This window comes from Acetobacter sp. AAB5 (assembly GCF_050106715.1).
Lineage (GTDB): Bacteria > Pseudomonadota > Alphaproteobacteria > Acetobacterales > Acetobacteraceae > Acetobacter > Acetobacter oryzifermentans.
The window spans coordinates 115,254-133,752 of sequence record NZ_JBNIEW010000003.1 but is presented as its reverse complement, the minus strand read 5'-3'; the positions used below and the strand labels follow the sequence as shown (position 1 = coordinate 133,752).

The following is an 18,499-nucleotide window of genomic DNA, read 5'->3' as shown; positions in this document are numbered from 1 at the left end:
TCTAACTCTTTCTTTATTTGTTCAATAAATTTAGCGCGTTGTTCAGTCGATGGGTGTTAAAACATAAACGCCAGATTCAGATTTTTTTGAATAAAATAATCCGCGATCTCATCTTTGGATGGCTCCCCACCGCTACAAGCCGTCAGCAAACTTAATGCACATACAAAACCTGAGTATTTTATATAATTTATCATCTTATTGCCTGAAAATTCCGGTTCCAACTGTTTTCTTTGCGTCGTTAAAGGTGTGCTTAACAACTATTCCGTTCTTGATAAGCAGGATCAGTGATCTATTGTGACTCTTGCTTTTACTACCAAGGAATGTGGATATCCCGGTAGGGTCTAACAAAGATGCATCAGCAATCTTGTTGCCTGTCTGCTCATACAGGTAATGCCAGACCTCACTTCCGTTATCCGTGTAGCTGACATCTTCAGGTGCGCCATACAGAGCCTTTACCTGGTCAGAAGTCGTGACCCCATCATGAATGGTCTGATTGAGACTTTCTGGCGTGGCTGTCTTGAGAGCCTGTGTGCCTCCTGATGCAGTCGAACAGGCACACAACAGCAAAGGCATGGCAATAAGAACCATGGGCATGATTTTCTTCATTAGGCTTCCAATGATTTGACGAATTGAGGATTTTTGTCGATTACATTGAGAATTTCGCTTAATGCTTTTTTCTGATTTTCTCTAATTTTACGAACTAAATGGAAAAATCCGATAACCATCATAAATAGAATCCACATGATGCAAGGTACAACAATGTCCCCCACATACATTGCTCCATCATGATAATATCTGGGGTGACTTGTAGTCGTGATGAATAAGACCCCAATCACCATGACTATCAAATAGCGAAATGTGAGATTTCCAGTACCAGAGCGATTGATTTTTCCATGAAGACTATCCGCGTTAGTCCACGTGCTTCCTGTAGTATCATTCTTGATTACGAGATTATACCCGCTGTTATTCCCCTTAATGTTTCCCCAGATCACAAAGGCAGTCTGTCCTGCCCTGACATCATAATTACCTGCAACCTTCCACTCTCGCCCACTTGCCGAAACAATCCAGAACTCCTGATGTTGATTCGTCGTACTGGAAATCTGTGGAGCGTTCATATGATAAACGCCGTCGGCTACTCTCTGAAGGGAGCCACTGCTGGACTGTACAGACGTTGAAGACCATTTTTGGACATCTTTTACAGTTCCCCGGATTCCGTAGAGCCAGTATTTCTGGCCCATAACCTCAATATCCATAAGAAGCTACCAAACAGGCGGAAACTGGCGGGATTTCATCGTCATTGTCATGTCTCCATCCTATGAACACCCCTGGAAATCCCGGAAAAATCCACTGGATGTTATCCCTTAAACACCTGTTTTTGTTACACTTCTCCTTAAGAATCCTAACAAGAGAACGGATACCAAAATTATGTATCAATAAGGGAGAGTAACAATGACACGATATGGATATGCCAGGGTCAGCACGACAAAACAGAGCACCGACAGCCAGACCAGCGATCTCCAGAAGGAAGGGATACCATCCAACCTCATCATTACGGAGACGCTTTCAGGTGCTACCTCGTGGAAGCAAAGACCAGAACTCAGCCGTTTGGTTCATAGACTGAAGGCAGGCGATACACTCACCGTTGCCAAACTCGACAGGCTTGGCCGTAATGCGGTGGATGTTCTTTCTTTAATAGACATACTGAAAAAACGGCAGATTGCTGTGCGTATTCTTAACCTCGGAATTGATACCTCAGGCGCTGGTGGTCGCCTGTTCCTTCTGCTTCTCGCTGGTTTCGCGGAGTTTGAACGCAACATTATTCGTGAGCGGATCATGGCTGGCCTGGATGTCGCCAGAGCCAAGGGAAAACGCCCCGGAAGACGTTCCACTCTATCGCCTGAAAAAACGGCTCTGGCACGCGCCATGAAGCAAAGAGGACTCTCCTCGCGTGAAGTCAGTGAACTGCTTCAGGTATCACGTATGACAGCATGGAGAGCCATGAACAGCCTGAAAGCCGTCCCATAACCTCTGTATCAGCTATGCATTATTAAACACATGACTGAAACGAAAATTCCGGCTCCCAGAAAACGTGGCAGGCCAGCAAAAACAGGCAAGCCCATGTCAGCCTTGGAACGGCAAAAGCGTCGTCAGGCTCTGACCGGTGGGATCACAGACGCCGTGATTGAGGTGATGGCTCGTCCTATCCATAAGGGGTGGTCTTCTACTGCGGGATTTCTGGACAATGCTTTCTTACGTCGCTCAGACATCTCTTTCCAGTTTACCACGCAGGATGTTCTCTCCTTTATTCCAGTGGAATTGCACGATGAGTTCTGGTCCCGCATCCAGCTCTCCATTGCCAGAAAAAGTTTTCAACATGATCTGAGGGAGAGCAAAAAAAATCAAGACGTCCGGAGAACCATGCATGCAACTGTAAGATTCAGAGACATATTCATATGGGAACTGGTCTACGGAACAATGGTTCATCGGAACGAATATGACAGGCCAATTCAGAAGGCTCTCGATATATTACCGTTCATCGTCAATGGTATAAAGCCGGAAGACGAGCAGAAATATATTGATATCTATGTGGCATACAGAAGTGTGTATGACGCTGAATGGAATACACATTGCAGGCAGTTCTCAGAACAACAAAAGAAACAAGAAGAATATTCACCTGCCATGAAGGCCCATACTACCCGGATGACGAATATACGGAAGGAAGTCATCTCCTACGAAACTCAAACCCGTCCCAGACGGGAAAAATATGATCAGCAACTTGATCGTGATCTTTTCAAAGAAGAATGCATCGCTATCGCCTACTCCTTGTCTGACGAAGAGCTGAAAGCCCGACACAAGGAAATTCAGGCAATAAAGGTAAAATAATTCTTATTATGTGAATCACGGAATTTTTCCCCACCAGAGCAGGAAAGCGCTCTCCGCTATCATGACAGGTCCTCCCTCCCTTGCTGGTTGTCCGGCCAGAGGGCAAAATAGACCTATTGTTACAAGTCAGGGTTCCTCTTCCATGTCCGCATTGTCTCAGCTTCTCGATACGCTTCGCCATATGGCCGTCACAGAGAGCGAAAAAGGGACGTATTTTGAGGAATTGGTGGTCTGCTACCTGCGGACAGAACCCAGCTATGTCGACCTCTATGACAAGGTCTGGCCCTACAAGGCATGGGCAAAGGAAGAAGGCCATCCCGTCAAGGACACAGGCATCGACCTTGTGGCCAGGGAGCGGGGCACAGGCAATCTCCATGCTGTCCAGTGCAAGTTCTATGCTCCTGACCACAAGATAACCAAGAAGGATATCGACACCTTCTTCTCAGCATCCGGCAAAAGCTGGTTCTCTCATCGCGTTATTGTTGCAACCACAAACCATTGGAACAGCAACGCCGAAGACACACTGGCCAACCAGCACCCGCCAGTCAGCAAGATTGATCTGCTGGACCTTGAAACCAGTGTCATTGACTGGTCGCAGTATCAACCAAAACAGAAGCCTGTCCTGCGGGAGAAAAAGAAGCCCCGCGAACATCAGGAAACAGCCATCGGAAATGTACTGGCTGGCTTCAAGACCCATAACCGAGGCCGTCTCATCATGGCCTGTGGAACGGGTAAGACCTTCACGAGCCTGAAACTGGCAGAAGAACTGGTTGGGGCTGGTGGTCGCGTCCTGTTTCTGGTTCCAAGCCTATCCCTGCTTTCCCAGTCCTTGACGGAGTGGACCCAGGAAAGTCATGTTCCCCTGCATAGCTTCGCCGTCTGCTCAGATAGTGATGTGGGAAAGAAGAAGGCGTCCGACGACGACGAAATCAAGGTCAAGGTCCACGAGCTTCGCTACCCTGCGACTACAAATCCTGAGCGACTGGCGACTGAATATCAGAAACGGCATGACGCCACCCATATGACGGTGGTGTTCTCCACCTATCATTCCATTGATGTCATCAGTCAGGCCCAGAAAGACTATGACTTCCCTGAATTCGATCTGATTGTCTGTGATGAGGCTCACCGGACAACCGGCGTGACCTTTGGTGGAGAAGAGAACGACAGCGCCTTTGTGAAGGTCCACAATCAGGATTATCTGTACGGCCAGCGTCGTCTCTACATGACCGCCACCCCCCGCATTTATGGCGATGTAGCTCAGGAGAAGGCCGAAAAGGAAGGGGCCGTCGTCTATGGCATGAACAATGCCGGGATTTTTGGTCCCGAATTCCACGTCATCACCTTCTCCGAGGCTGTCAGACGCAAACTTCTGGTCGATTACAAGGTCATCGTTCTGGCTGTGGATGAAGGAACAGTCAGTGCAAGACTCCAGAAGCTTCTGGATGATCCGGACAATGGCCTGAAGGTTGATGATGCCTCAAAGATTGTCGGATGCTGGAAAGCTCTGGCCAAGATCGGTCTGTCACAGGATGGCGTTGAAGACCCCGACCCCATGAAACGGGCTGTGGCGTTCTGTCAGGTTATCTCTCCTGACTACAAAGGACGCGCTCACAAAGTCAGTTCCATCCAGATTGCCGACATGTTCCAGAAGGTGGTGGAAGAATATCAGCAACAGGACGGTATCGAGCCAGAAGCACGCCTGACCTGCGAAGCGGAACACGTCGATGGCGGGATGAATGCCAGTGAAAAGGAAGGCAAGCTGTCCTGGCTGAAAGAGGAAACCTCGAACAAGACCTGCCGGGTGCTGTCCAATGTCCGTTGCCTCTCCGAAGGAGTAGATGTCCCTGCTCTGGATGCTGTCCTGTTCCTGACACCCCGCAACTCTCAGGTCGATGTAGTGCAGTCGGTCGGTCGCGTAATGCGGAATGCTCCGGGCAAGAAACGGGGTTACGTTGTTCTGCCTGTCGTCATCCCGGCGGGAACACCTCCTGAGCAGTCACTGGATAATAATCAGGCTTACAAAGTGGTCTGGCAGGTGCTTCAGGCTTTACGGTCCCACGATGACCGCTTTGACAGCATGGTCAACAAGATGGACCTTCAGGCAAAACCTGACACGTCCCGCATGGAAGTGATCGCGGTTACAAAGACGATCACCCCGAAGACAAAAGCCCTAACCACAGGGACAGCCCAGAAGGCTCATTCTTCCTACGATATTGGCAAGAAAGCCTCGCGTCCCGGTGAAGAACAGTTCAAAATGGAGTTCGAAGTCGGGGAAATCGAACGCGCCATCTACGCAAAAATTGTCAAGAAAGTTGGCAATCGCCACCATTGGGAAGACTGGGCCGGTGATATTGCAAAAATCGCCCAGACTCACATTATCCGTATCACCACCATTCTTGAGAACCCGGAGAATGTCGATGCCCGTAAAGCCTTTGACCATTTTGCGACAGACCTGCGTTCAGAACTGAACGATAGCATCACCGATGAGGAAATCATCGAGATGCTGGCCCAGCACCTGATTACCCGTCCGGTGTTCGAAGCCCTGTTCTCAGGCCACAGCTTTGTTTCCGACAATCCCATGTCCAAGGCCATGCAGTCCGTGCTCAACGCTCTGGACAAGCACAGCCTGCACAAGGAAGCGGACACACTGGAAGACTTCTATGCCAATGTGCGGGAACGCGCTTCCGGGATTGATACAGCCTATGGTCGTCAGAAGGTCATCAAGGAACTGTATGACGGGTTTTTCCAGACCGCCTTCCCTCGCCTGAAAGACCGTCTTGGTATCGTTTACACTCCCATCGAGGTGGTGGATTTCATTATCCGGTCTATCAATGACGTGCTGGAAAGTGAGTTTGGTCAGACGCTAGGAAGCCAGGGCGTTCATATCATGGACCCCTTCACCGGGACGGGAACCTTCATTACCCGGTTATTGCAAAGTGGTCTAATTACGAAGGAACAACTTCTGCACAAATACCAGCAGGAACTGCACGCCAACGAAATTGTCCTGTTGGCTTACTACATTGCCTCCATTAATATTGAAGCCACATTCTCTGGATTGATGGACGACGTATATGAGCCGTTTGAAGGTATCTGCCTGACAGACACTTTCCGGCTCAATGAAACACATGATCTGATCGGGTCCACACTCGAAGACAATAACAAACGGATCAGAAAACAGAGAAAGCTTGATATCCGCGTTATTATGGGAAACCCACCTTATTCTGTGGGGCAGACAAGCGGGAACGACAACAATCAGAACGTGTCCTATCCCGCTCTGGATAGTCGTATTGCCCGGACCTATGCGGAACGCTCATCAGCCATCAACAAACGTGCCCTGTATGACAGCTACATACGGGCTATCCGTTGGGCTTCCGACCGCATTGGTAACTGTGGTGTCATCGGGTTTGTAACCAATGCGGGCTTTCTGGACGCCAATACAGCCAATGGTCTGCGTCAGTGTCTGACAGAAGAGTTTTCGTCCATTCATGTGGTCCATCTGCGGGGTGGTGTCCGAGGAAAATCAGGGGATTTAGCCAAACGGGAAGGTGGGAATATTTTCGACATCATGGTCGCTCCTGCCATTTCCATCATGGTCAAAAACCCAGATGCCAAAGAACAGGGACGTATCCTGTTTCATGATATCGGAGATTATCTGACCTGTGAGCAGAAGCTGAAACGCATTCAGGAACTGGCCAGCCTCAATGGGCTCACTGATGCCGGTCTATGGCAGACTATCACGCCCGACGAACATGGAGACTGGCTCAGGCAGAGAGATGACAGCTTCGGGAAGTTCATCGCTATTGGAAGTAAAGAGAAGGATGCCGGGCTAGTTCTGTTCGACCTGTTTTCCCGTGGGGTTGCAACGGCTCGTGATGCATGGTGCTACAACTCATCCCATCAGGTATTGACCGAAAACATGCTCTCCATGATTGACGTATATAATTCGGAAAGACAGCGCTTTCGGAGTGAATACCCTGATGCATCTTCGAAAGAACGATCTGAAAAATCTGGCAACTTTGTCGATAATGACTCGTGTAAGATAAGCTGGAACCGTTCATTACTTCAGGATTTTGCCCGAGATAAACCGTCATCCTTTCAACCTGAACATGTCGTGCAATCCGTTTACCGACCATTTTTCCACCAATGGATGTATTTTGACCGGCAGATGAACGATATGATTTATCAGATGCCTCGGCTGTTTCCTGATGCTAAGGCAGATAATCTGGCCATCTGCTTCCGAGGCATCGGTGGTCTAAACGATTTTTCACCATTAATGGTGAATCTTACACCCGATTTGTGCGTGGCAGATGGTCGAAATTCTCAGTGCTTTCCTTTTTTCGTATATCACGAAAATAATGATCCATCAGACAACAGCGACCTGTTCGCTGAAAAATCACAGTCCAGCCTGACCAAACAGGAAGCCATCACAGATGAGGGACTGAAGCACTTCCAAGATGCCTATCCTGATCATTCCATCACCAAAGAAGACCTGTTCTATTATGTCTATGGGCTTCTGCACTCCCCGGAATATCGGGAACGCTATGCCGACACCCTGCGGAAAGAACTACCCCGCATCCCCCGTGTAAAGACATATGAGGCTTTCAAGGCATTCTCTGATGCCGGTCGCAGGCTTGGTGAGATGCATGTCAATTTTGACAGCCAGCCCATTCATGAGGGCGTCAAGGTCGATTACGGCAAGGGATCGCTGACACCTGAAGCCTTCCGGGTTGAAAAGATGAAATACGGTAAGGGTAAAGACAAAAGCGTCCTGCATTATAATGACCGCATCACCGTCACAGGCATCCCTCTGGAAGCCTATGAATATGTGGTGAATGGCAAGTCTGCCTTAGACTGGGTTGTCGAACGCCAGTGCGTGAAGACCGACAAAGCCAGCGGTATCGTCAATGATGCCAATGACTGGGCTATTGAGACCATGAATAACCCTCGCTATCCACTAGAACTGTTCCTACGTGTGATAACCATTAGTCTAGAAACAATGAAAATTATTAACAATTTTCCGAAAATGAGTATTTTGGATACATAAATGAACCCATATCAATACGAAAACACATAAAATTCAAAATAACATCATTTAGTTGTAAGTGAGGCTAATATGACGACAGGCTGGCTTAGTGATAGTCGCGGGCGAGTGGATAATATTTCGCTTGCTCCGAATGCCAAAAATGCTCTTTTCCCTCTATTCGAAGCAGTGATGAATTCTATTCATGCTATTGAAGAGCGGTTTGGTCCAGACAATTTATCTCAAGGAACCATAAATATAACCGTACACGAAAACACAGATAATGCCTATTGTGGCTTCACAATAGTTGATAATGGAATAGGATTTAATAAATCCAATATTGAGTCGTTCCAGAAATTTGACAGTCGGAAAAAAATTAAAATTGGAGGGAAAGGAGTTGGTCGTTTACTCTGGTTAAAAGTCTCAGAAAAAACAAAAGTATCAAGTACATATCTGGATGAAAATGGTGAAATAAAAAATATTACATTCGATTTTAACATCGAAAATCCGATTGATAATGTACATTTTGAAGATGCAACACCTAAAAATCCATTTACCTCTATAACAATAAATCCTTACAAAAGTGAATATGCTACAAAGTTACCTAAAAAACTAGATACAATAGCTAATAGAATTGTAGCACATTTTGTAAGTTTTTTTACAAATATGTCTCATCCTACAATAATAATAGAAGATCAGCACACCAAAATTGATTTATTTGATAATTTTTCAGAAAAAGTAAAACGAGATGGAGACTACTCATTTACTCTAGAAAATTTAATAGACGATTTTGTCATACATTGTTTTTTATTACAAAAAGCCATTTCTGACGATGAAAAAAGTGTAAACGCCCTCTATCTTGGCGCAAATGGCCGGGCAGTCTCACGTCACGACATGGACAGTGTGCTCGGCATGAAAGCCATTAGCGGGCAATATGCTTTTTTAGGGTACGTAGAGTCTTCTTACCTCGACAAAAACGTAAATGATAGTAGAACATCATTTTCCCTAGACGAAGATCAAATATCAGAAATTATTGATAAAGCGAAAGAAAAAGCAAAAGAATTTCTTGAACCTGAGATTAAGGAAATAAGGCAGTCTCAAAAAGATAAAATAATTAGCATAGGAAAAGATTACCCACGTTTTTTTTACGATGCAAGAAATGCAGATAGTATAGCAAACCGCCTGCATCTATCCACACAAAGTGAAGAAGAAATTTTTATCGAACTATCCCGAAGATATCTAAGGGAATATAAAAAACGTAAAAAAACATATGAGACTGCATATAGCAAATCGTTACCCGATGTCGCACAACAAACAGAAAAATTTATGCAAACTCTGAAAGAAGATGCGACATCTTCTTTGGCTGAATATGTCGCACGCAGAAAGTCAATACTTGAAATATTTGAAGCGGGTCTAAAGTTTACTAATATAGAAAAAGAAACATCTCACTATGAAAAAATTGTTCACGGGATTATTTGTCCATTAAACTCGACCACCGAAGAACTAACTTATGAAAATCATAACCTTTGGCTCTTAGATGATCGGCTGGCTTTCTACACCTACTTTAATTCCGATAAACCTATGAGCAAACAATTAAGTGACAAAAGCGCTTCAAAAGATAGACCAGATATAACGCTTCTTGACATTAGCATCGGCTTTACAGCAGATGATAATAATTATCCAATCACAATTGTAGAGTTTAAGCGTCCAAAAAGAGACGATTACACGCTAATGGATAACCCGATCACTCAAGTTAGAAGCTATGTTGAACAAATTCGCAGGTCAAAAGAAGCCATAAAATTTGATGGAACTCCGTTAAGAACAATATCACCTGAAACACCTTTTACGTGCCACATTGTGGCTGATATTACTCCTAGCTTGGAAGCAACAATGAAAGGACTAGGACAATTTACCCAGCGAGCCGGAACTTCATCGTATTATTGGTGGGATGCCAATTATAATATTTTCATTGAAATCTCATCTTTCAAAGAGATATTGAGCTCAGCAAAAGCTCGAAATCAGGCCTTTTTTGAAAAATTAGGAATCGATTAAACGATTCCAATAAAAAATGGAGTATAAAAAGATCAGCACAATTTTTAAAATATGATTATGTGAATCACAAAAATTTATTGCCTACGTTCTTTTTAGGTAGTCCCTAAAGGGACATAGCCCCCTACCCCGGTATTATGTGCCTTTAGGGTCTATAATGGAATTAGGGAACGGTTAGTCTCGCCATCCCTATAACCCATAAGGAACGAAAGGTATGAAATACGGATACGCACGAGTAAGCACATCAGATCAAGACCTGACCATACAGGAAACAGCACTCCAAAAAGCAGGATGTGAAATTGTCCGGGGTGAAAAGGTCTCTGGAACTAGCCGGGAAGGCAGAAAGGAACTGGATAATTTACTCCAGTTTTTAAGGGCGGGTGATTCGTTGGTGGTCACTCGTATCGACAGGTTAGCGAGATCAATCAGTGATTTGCAGGATATTGTCAGATACCTGGAAGATAAAAAGATATCATTAATTTGCACTCAGCAACCCATAGATACATCCAACGCTGTAGGGAAAATGTTCCTGAATCTACTTGGTGTCTTTGCTCAATTTGAGACTGAACTGAGAAAGGAACGCCAGCTTGAAGGTATCGCCAAAGCCAAGGCAGAAGGTGTCTATAAAGGCCGTAAGCAATCTTATGACCATGGTCGAGTGAAACAACTCAAAACCAACGGATTAGGTGTAGCGGAAATTATGAGACAAACAGGGATATCAAAAACTCATATTTACCGCATTCTCAACTGCTATGGTTTGCCCATTAATGTTGATGCAGACATACCTACAAATGAGCATGTCATGTAGAAACTGCTGACCACGCTGTTTGCAAGCAGAAAACCAAATCTTCTGGGATCATCCGCGCTCCAAAAGTCAGCTTGTGTGTCCCAGCATTTGCTTCCCTTAAAAACCTTGACCGATTTCACACAAAGTCTTACACAAACTCTCACACAAGCGTTCAGAATATTGTTTGAAAACAATACGTTATAAATTGTACGATTTACTTCAGTGGGTTCGAGTCCCGCAGTTCGCACCACAGCAATCATCTGATTTATAACGGTTTTTCAGGTTATCCACAACCTGAAACCCGGATTTTGCTACACCGGGTTGCTACACCAGAGCATCGCCGTGCTGATTCGTCGCCCCTCCGGTTACTCATATCGTCAGAAAATTCCTCTCCCACTCCGGCCACTCCTCGGAAAACGGGAAATATGGGTCACGCTCGAAACCAACGACCGGTCACTTGCAAAAAGTCGCGGATGTGCGATTTTTTGCTTGACAGATAAATTATTCGGACTCCTCAGAATTATGGCTGACAGCGAACTCTGCCAGGACGCAAACGATTTCATCCGGAAAGACCTTCCCGAACATGATAGAACATTGTTTGACGGAATTATCCGACGATATGAAATCGAACTGGTATCCATGCGGTCGCAATTCAAAGTCATGAATGCCGAGCACCTTCTGGCCCGTGTTGAACAGCAGGACAGGTTCGATCAATTTGTCCAAAAAGCGATTAAGGACGTTACCAGCCTTCACGACATGATGAAAAATACTCCCAAATCCAGCATTGCGGAGAAAATCGAGCAGATCAGCAAGCACTTCCAAAACATTGAACAATGGACAAAGCCAAAAGAACCGGAAAAATCTCCTCTGTTCAGCGACGCATCAGAAGCGTTCATTCTCGCCAGTTCCAAAGAGTGGAAAGACGCTGATTTTCGTAGTTACCGGAATACTTTCAAAAGATTCATGGAAGTCTGCGGAGACAAGGAAATCCGGCTCTATACCGGAGCCGATGCTGGTCTCTTCAAAGAGATGATGGAAAAACTTCCTGACAACTATGGACGGAACAGAACAGACACCCGAACCGTTCCACAACTCGTTAAAGACGCTGACAAAAAGAACCTGAGCCGGGTTTCCGGGAAATCCGTCAAAAACCATTTCAGCAAAATGTCATCCATGTGGAAATATTTCTTTCAGCGTGATCTCACGGACAAAAACATCTTTACGGGATGGGATTTCAACACAAAAGCGAAAATACGCCGGGTCAGATGGTCAGACGAATATCTGCGTCTCCTTGTTGATACTCCATTTAATATCGCCACTTCGATTTCAAAAGAAACATATGCTTATATCGTCGGAGTTGGCTCATATACCGGCATGAGACTTGAGGAAATATGTCGTCTCAGATGCTAGGATATCGTAACCATTAGAGGAATCCCCAGCATCATCGTTCAGGATCACGACGAAATGAAGGGACAACCATGGACAAAATGGTCAGCAAAGACGGAAGCAGGAACAAGAGTTATTCCAATAGCTGAAAAACTTATCGAAGCAGGTTTTCTTGATCTTGTAGAAAAAGCCAGAAAGAACAAAAGCCGATATATCTTTTCTGATCTGAAATTCTCCGGAAAAGATAAAAAACGATCCGGACTGTTCCAAAGGAATTTTTCAACACACAAAACAAGACTGAAAATTCCTCCGACTACGGTTTTCCACTCTTTCCGGCATTATGTCTCAACAAAGCTCAGGAACATACATGAACACGGCGAAGGCGGTCTGCGTGAAATCTGGATCGATGATTTCCTGGGACATGAAAGCGAAAACAAATCAGTCAGAGCAATTGATTATTGTGATGAAGTCGATGTCGAGAATCTGAAAAAAGTCACTGATGCTGTTAGATACCCGGCTTTCTGGGATATCAGAAAGCTCATGCAATAAAAAAGCCGGTAAAAATTACCGGCCTTTTCCTAATTTCTATGGTATAATATTTTCACCACAAAAACAACATCAAGGAGACACTGATGTTTTTATAATACCACAAGTCTCCGAATGTCAATGGTTTTTTTTGGCGAAGGAGAATATGAATTATGAAAAAATAGAGCAATATATATACAAAAATGACGTTTCAACTTACGACATTTTAGACGCTCTTCACCCCACATACAGATACAAGCTATACGAAAAGATCAAGGAAAACAGCCGATTAAACGGCGACTGTAACCCTGAGATATGGGCTGATGCTATGGTCAGAATGTTGCCACGACTACGAAAAGAAATCGTCGAATCGTTCGAACTCGTATCATATTCATACTTAAAATTATTAGAGATTCAACGAATCACGAAAAGCAGATTAACCAGAAAAGCAAACAGAGCACGCACAAATTTACGCAAAGCCCTGGGTTTTCTGATTGATGAAGATGACGTTCAACAGCGTTTTGATAACGACCAAAAAAAATCATTATAAACGTCTGAAATTTAACGGTATCAATGTTTTAGATTCGATAGAGAAAAAACAAAAGCAAGCTTACGCACGCGACTGGGCTATCTCTCAATGTCTGGATCAGTCGGCAAGGCTTCTGTGGTTGACACCAAGCCAAGCAGATAGCGGTTATTTCGTATCACTGACACTACCCCCGCGTTTTCACAAAAGCACGTTTGAGACCGCAAACACCGAAATCAACAAACACCTGAACAGCATTAAAAAAGATGCCGATAGAGCCAACATCACATGGCTTGGGGTCTACAAGATTCACGGACACAAAGATGAAACCCCTCATTTGCACATTATCTATTATGTGAATGATCGAGATAGAGACAGACTGAATCAAATATTTTTCAAATATTTTCAAAACGAAGAAGAGAGATACGAACAAAATTCGTCGATCAATCAAAGCATATGGAACTTTGACGGATGCCTTCGCTATCTCTTCAAAGATCACGGTGAACCGAATGTTCGTATCGGATTTATCGGACTTCGGAGAGATATCAAGAAAGTCTGGCATTCTCTGTATACCTGTGATTTCAGAAATAAATCGCTCTCATATCTGTCAGATGATCGTATCTGGATGTTCCGGAAACTCATTCGAAAAACATCAATTGACGATTATGTTGAACATATTCCAGGTTACACATTGTTTGTGATACGTGGTTTTCGTGATTCACGCATTAATGCGCTTGCCGATAGATGCACTGATATCAGCAAGACAGATTTTGCAGATGCATACTCGTATCTGATTGGAATGTGGAAATATCTGAATCCTGAAGAATCAGTATTCAAAGTAGAAAAACCACGGAAAAACGAGACAAAAAGAAGTTATTATGATGATTTTGGTTATATTTATTTATATAGTAACCAAGAAGGTATAATGCCGGAAAGTTTCTATTGGGAATGTGAATTGAGTCGTGGGCAACCCCCACCCGTTCAGGGTGAGGAATAGCTTAATCAGTCACAGAAAATAGACAATATCAGATCATCAAGCAGATTGGCACAAAAATCATAAATTTCATTGGAAGGTGCGGAATCTCACGAAAATCAATGATACGAACGATTAAGCTGAAAAACACAATCAAATCAGAAACATAGGAAACCTCCGGAAACAATCCGGCGGGATATCAGAAATGCGAAATTATCTTTTATCATACGAAAACGCATGAGAACGCCCGGAATTTTTATATATCTGGGCTTTCTCTTGCTGTTCTAATTGCTTCAATTCTCTCATTTGCTGTAACGCTCGCACAGGGTTTCCGAGAGCTGTCTTTAACAACTCAATATTCTCAGTTTTCTCTATATATCTAAGCAATTCATCAAAGTCTTTCTTCGCTTTGATATAGCTTTGAACAGATAAGTCAGAAGACCACTCTCTCCTGGACCTTTCACGACCGACAACATACAGATCAGACATATAATTGAGAGAATAATTGAAATGATCGTCATTGTTCAGAATATCGAGATTCTTAAAATCGTAACGTAGCTTTTTAAGTGCATCATTGAACTCAGATAACGCCTTGCGGGTCGAAGAGCCGTTAAACCATGACGCTTTTGCCTGATGATATTTGTCCCGAAGCGGTCGCAGGCGGTTTTCATGCTTCTGACGAACAAGAACAGAATTGCAACTGTCAGCGTCAGGAAATGGCTCTGGTTTGATATGATGCCAGCGGGCCATGAATTTCTGTTCAAGTTCTGCCAGTTTTTTGTGAAATTCTTCCTGAGATGCAAGAGCCTGCCGGGTCGTCTGGCGTGCTTGAATTCTATCCGAGTTTTGGCTGTTAATAGCAGTTTTCTCGTCTGATGACATAGATTCAGTCGTCTGTATCGTGTCACTCGATAAATCCGCATGAACATGACCAGATACAGGAGCCTGAGTCGGTTTCCGGGGTTCTGATGGTTGTATCTGGTCATGACGGGTATTTGCAGAAATACCCTGTGCTGTTTTCTCATAAGATGTTTTCGCTTCAGACGTTACATGCTGAAGCGCCTGAACTGATTCCTGTTTCGTATCCAGCCCCCGGAGATAGGATTCATACTGCTGACAGAACTCAGATTTTTTCATATTGAAAAGACGATTAGCAGAACCCAGAATATGATTATCGTCAGTCACAATAATGTATGTTTTGGCCTTATCTCCTTTCTGAATTCTGAGATTCAGATTATCAAGACCTTCAATCATCTGACCGAAAGATTCAGATGATATGCGAAGGTCTTTCAACGACTGCCGAATTTCATTGAGATTAATACAATTGGCTTTTGAACGTCTGAACTGCTTCTCAGAATATGAAGCGTCAGGAGAATTTTTTGATTCTAATGATGGTGTGTTTCTTCTGATGGTATCAGCATATGATTTCCCGCCTGTTCGTTCTAAATCCTTGATAACCGAGGCATTGTGTTTGCCCTGAACTGGCTTATGCCCGAAATCAATCTCCGCGATACGCGCAATTTTCTCTTCACGTATTTTGGAAAATGATGAATGCAATATTTTTCCGTTAGATAACACTTCCGGAAAATAAACATGATAATGTTGATTAGATGCTTTGTTATCTGCTCGTGGCTTCGTGTGTTTTACAATGGTCGCTGTGGCAGGGTCGGTTTTGAATTCATGAGCATACATATGCACGACATCAATCGCCTGTGCATCCGTCATGTCTTCATATGATGATATTTTTATGTGTCGAACAGCATAGCGTGAATTGACAGACTTGGCTCTTCCAAGTTCCGCTCTGACATCAAATTCAGAACCCTGGAGCACTTCAATATTCTCATTGTCAGAACCACGAAACACATGTCTACAGGTCGATGCTATTCCCTGGGGTGATGTTTGCAATCGTGCTGACTTCACTATCATGGCAAAAAACTACCGGCGGATAGTAGCAATCATGCCGGCTATCTGCTCAAGAATTTTCAGACATTGTTTCATGTTGTTATTCGCATCAGTGAAGCCTTCGCCGGAATTCAACTGCCTTGCGATCTGGTTCAGATTGCTGCCTATCCGACTGACTTCTTCTCTGGTGTTTTTCAATTCCGTGAGTAACGAAATCTTATCAGCATTGAGCATCGGAGCGGAGTTCATCAGACTGCGAAAGTAGTTCGCCAGCGTCTTATATCCGCACTCCCTGGCGGTTGAGTTCCATGATTGTAATTCATCTCGTGAAGCTCTGACGGATAGACGGGTCTGTGTTCTGTTCAAATTTGGCTTCATAATAATTATCCTCAAATTGTAGAATTCTATAAGCGGGTCCACGGGTGCAACCCTGGCCAGATGGCATTGGATAGCCCTGAAAGGGGTAGCCGGATGCCACCTCTGGCAATAGTATTATAATACAGACTTCAGAGTATCAGTATTATATACAAACAAATTACATAAACACGGCAAATTACAGGTGCTATACCGGTATGAAACCGTAAAAACTTATCCCGTTTTCTTCTGTGATACAATCAATGTATTGCAGGAGAACAGACATGATTACAGAAGGAGATATTTCAGGAACCACAACAAAAAGGAGAAGAGGCTTTTCGTTTCTGGATGTCCTGCTGGCATTGGGGATATCTGCCGCTATGTATGCCAACATCGCCCAGTTGCAGAATGATATGACCAACAATCTGCACGCACAGGCCACCGCAGACAGAATGGCCATGCTCGCTTCGGCTTCCAATGCGTATATCACCGCAAATTACAAACTGCTCACCTCCATCTCCAAAACACCAGTTGAAATCCCCATCACCGGCAACAGTGACTGGGACGGAATAGGCGATCTGCGTTCGACCGGACTTCTGCCGGATGATTTCACAACCAACATGCCAATGGGTCAGACAGTTCATCTGCTGGTGCGTGATATCCAGGCCAATGGAACCATCCCCGAGCATCTGGAAGGGATGCTGGTGACATCCGGAGGCAGTCGCTATGGATGACAGGCAGGTTGGACTGGCCATGGCGAAGATGGGTGGAAATGGTGGCGGGGTCATGAAAAGCCCTCCCCCCGGTGTTTCATCATCGAATATCCAGGGATCGTTTGCATCGTGGTCTCAGCCAATTTCAACATGGGCTTCCAGTGGTGTCACACCGACATATGGCCACGTAGCGTATGACCTCACAACGTCCGGCTCTCCTGTTTCCGAATGGCTTAACCGCTATGACACCGGAAACCCTGAAGCCAACCGGATGCATACGAATATCGACATGAACAACAACAGTCTGAACAACACCTATGCTGTGAATGGAGATGGCAACAGCGATATCCAGATGGGGAATTCATCCCATACCGGGCGGGTCGATATGTATAACGGGGGGATAGCCTGTCAGGGTAACGCCACCGGCTGTCACTTCGACATCTCCGATGATGGTGGGTTTTATGACCAGAATGATGGGTGGATCACCTATCAGGGAAATAACCCCGGCACCGGCCTGAAAATCAAAAACGATAACCTGGATGTTCAGGGAAAGACCGTTACAGAAAATGGTGTCGTAACATCTGATGTGGCCGGCATTCAGTGGTCTGCCAATCCAGCGACAACAGGAACCGTCGAAGCTTCTGCGACTTATGCTGGTGGCTGGATAAATATTGCCGGAGGATCAGGTTTCCAGGGTGTCAGCACCCAGATTGTTCAGGCCACTGAACTGTTAGATAAAAATAACAACGCCTATTACGTGATTCCATCTGGTCTGTCCCATCTGAATGAAGCTCAGTTTGCCGGGAATATTGCGACAAATGGTCTGTCTCCTGACAATGGTTTGCCTGCTGGCTGGAATGGCGTGCATACGTTTGATCTGTATTCCGAAGATAAAATTGGCACAGGATCAGGCGGGACAATTCTTTCTTACATGGACAAAACGGGTCACATTGAAGGTGTAACGGAACATCTGTCCTCCACCCTGGATGTCGATAAGAAAGTTACCGAAAACGATAATGTCGAAATGACGGATGGTTATCTGATGCTCGATAATGGAGATGAATGGATCAACCATGGCAATCTGGTCGTCAATCAGGGTGGAAGCGGTTCGGGATCAGCCTGGATACAGGACTCCCTGACTGTCGGGAAAAACCCGCAGGGTGATTACGGAGATCATCAGGGATAGCGGTCTCTATAACGGTGCTGATGTCAATGTGTATGGAAACGTCAGCACGGAAGGCTCCCTTAAATTCCGAGCTCAGGATGATGGTATTTTCCGGAGGTGCTGGTGTTCAGGGTGGCTACTGTGGACAGACATTGCTCAATGGCAATGCCAGCACCGGCCCCGGTTCCGTAGATGTCGACAAATCACAGAACACTC

At 44.8% G+C, this 18,499-nt stretch carries 15 protein-coding genes; 11 read left to right on the top strand and 4 right to left on the bottom strand.

Annotated elements, in window-relative coordinates; genetic code table 11:
• Window positions 1–195: 195 nt before the first annotated feature.
• The gene (locus ACP7IZ_RS04645; protein WP_426848046.1) at window positions 196–594 is read right to left on the bottom strand and encodes a hypothetical protein; all 399 of its coding nucleotides are present in this window, start codon (window positions 592–594) and stop codon (window positions 196–198) included.
• 11 nt (window positions 595–605) lie between these two features.
• A complete protein-coding gene (locus ACP7IZ_RS04640) occupies window positions 606–1,253 on the bottom strand; it encodes a hypothetical protein (RefSeq protein WP_426848045.1) in 648 nt (215 codons plus the stop codon).
• Between the two features lie 196 nt (window positions 1,254–1,449).
• On the opposite strand from ACP7IZ_RS04640, the gene ACP7IZ_RS04635 reads away from it, so the two are divergent.
• The 9 genes from ACP7IZ_RS04635 (at window position 1,450) to ACP7IZ_RS04595 (ending at window position 14,173) form a co-directional block, all read left to right on the top strand.
• Window positions 1,450–2,025: a recombinase family protein gene (locus ACP7IZ_RS04635; RefSeq protein WP_426848044.1), complete on the top strand. Its 576-nt coding sequence runs from the start codon at window positions 1,450–1,452 to the stop codon at window positions 2,023–2,025.
• Window positions 2,026–2,055: 30 nt separating this feature from the next.
• Window positions 2,056–2,883: a hypothetical protein gene (locus ACP7IZ_RS04630; RefSeq protein WP_426848042.1), complete on the top strand. Its 828-nt coding sequence runs from the start codon at window positions 2,056–2,058 to the stop codon at window positions 2,881–2,883.
• Between the two features lie 142 nt (window positions 2,884–3,025).
• Window positions 3,026–7,927 carry a DEAD/DEAH box helicase gene (locus ACP7IZ_RS04625; protein WP_426848041.1) on the top strand — a complete coding sequence of 1,634 codons (4,902 nt, stop codon included), beginning with the start codon at window positions 3,026–3,028 and terminating at the stop codon, window positions 7,925–7,927.
• Window positions 7,928–7,996: 69 nt separating this feature from the next.
• Window positions 7,997–9,955, top strand: a complete 1,959-nt coding sequence (locus ACP7IZ_RS04620) for an ATP-binding protein (protein ID WP_426848040.1) — start codon at window positions 7,997–7,999, stop codon at window positions 9,953–9,955.
• A 211-nt stretch (window positions 9,956–10,166) separates the two neighbouring features.
• Window positions 10,167–10,760: a recombinase family protein gene (locus ACP7IZ_RS04615; RefSeq protein ID WP_426848039.1), complete on the top strand. Its 594-nt coding sequence runs from the start codon at window positions 10,167–10,169 to the stop codon at window positions 10,758–10,760.
• A 321-nt stretch (window positions 10,761–11,081) separates the two neighbouring features.
• Window positions 11,082–12,149 (top strand): DUF6538 domain-containing protein, encoded by a 1,068-nt coding sequence (locus ACP7IZ_RS04610; RefSeq protein WP_426848038.1) that lies wholly within the window; start codon window positions 11,082–11,084, stop codon window positions 12,147–12,149.
• 54 nt (window positions 12,150–12,203) lie between these two features.
• Entirely contained in the window at window positions 12,204–12,674 is a 471-nt protein-coding gene (locus ACP7IZ_RS04605) for a tyrosine-type recombinase/integrase (protein ID WP_426848037.1), read from the top strand.
• Window positions 12,625–13,200 (top strand): hypothetical protein, encoded by a 576-nt coding sequence (locus tag ACP7IZ_RS04600; protein ID WP_426848036.1) that lies wholly within the window; start codon window positions 12,625–12,627, stop codon window positions 13,198–13,200. The genes ACP7IZ_RS04605 and ACP7IZ_RS04600 overlap by 50 nt, the downstream gene beginning before the upstream one ends.
• On the top strand, window positions 13,148–14,173 hold the full coding sequence (locus tag ACP7IZ_RS04595) for a replication endonuclease (RefSeq protein ID WP_426848035.1): 1,026 nt from the start codon (window positions 13,148–13,150) through the stop codon (window positions 14,171–14,173). The genes ACP7IZ_RS04600 and ACP7IZ_RS04595 overlap by 53 nt, the downstream gene beginning before the upstream one ends.
• A gap of 189 nt (window positions 14,174–14,362) precedes the next feature.
• Here the strand turns inward: ACP7IZ_RS04595 and ACP7IZ_RS04590 are convergent, their stop codons facing one another.
• Window positions 14,363–16,075 (bottom strand): hypothetical protein, encoded by a 1,713-nt coding sequence (locus tag ACP7IZ_RS04590; RefSeq protein WP_426848034.1) that lies wholly within the window; start codon window positions 16,073–16,075, stop codon window positions 14,363–14,365.
• Window positions 16,076–16,084: 9 nt separating this feature from the next.
• Complete coding sequence (mobC, locus tag ACP7IZ_RS04585; protein WP_426848033.1) at window positions 16,085–16,429, bottom strand: plasmid mobilization relaxosome protein MobC; 345 nt, start codon at window positions 16,427–16,429, stop codon at window positions 16,085–16,087.
• Between the two features lie 260 nt (window positions 16,430–16,689).
• On the opposite strand from mobC, the gene ACP7IZ_RS04580 reads away from it, so the two are divergent.
• Both ACP7IZ_RS04580 and pilV read left to right on the top strand, forming a co-directional pair.
• On the top strand, window positions 16,690–17,139 hold the full coding sequence (locus ACP7IZ_RS04580) for a hypothetical protein (RefSeq protein WP_426848032.1): 450 nt from the start codon (window positions 16,690–16,692) through the stop codon (window positions 17,137–17,139).
• The gene (gene pilV / locus ACP7IZ_RS04575) at window positions 17,132–18,304 is read left to right on the top strand and encodes a shufflon system plasmid conjugative transfer pilus tip adhesin PilV (protein WP_426848031.1); all 1,173 of its coding nucleotides are present in this window, start codon (window positions 17,132–17,134) and stop codon (window positions 18,302–18,304) included. Before ACP7IZ_RS04580 ends, pilV begins: the two co-directional genes overlap by 8 nt.
• Window positions 18,305–18,499 lie beyond the last annotated feature (195 nt).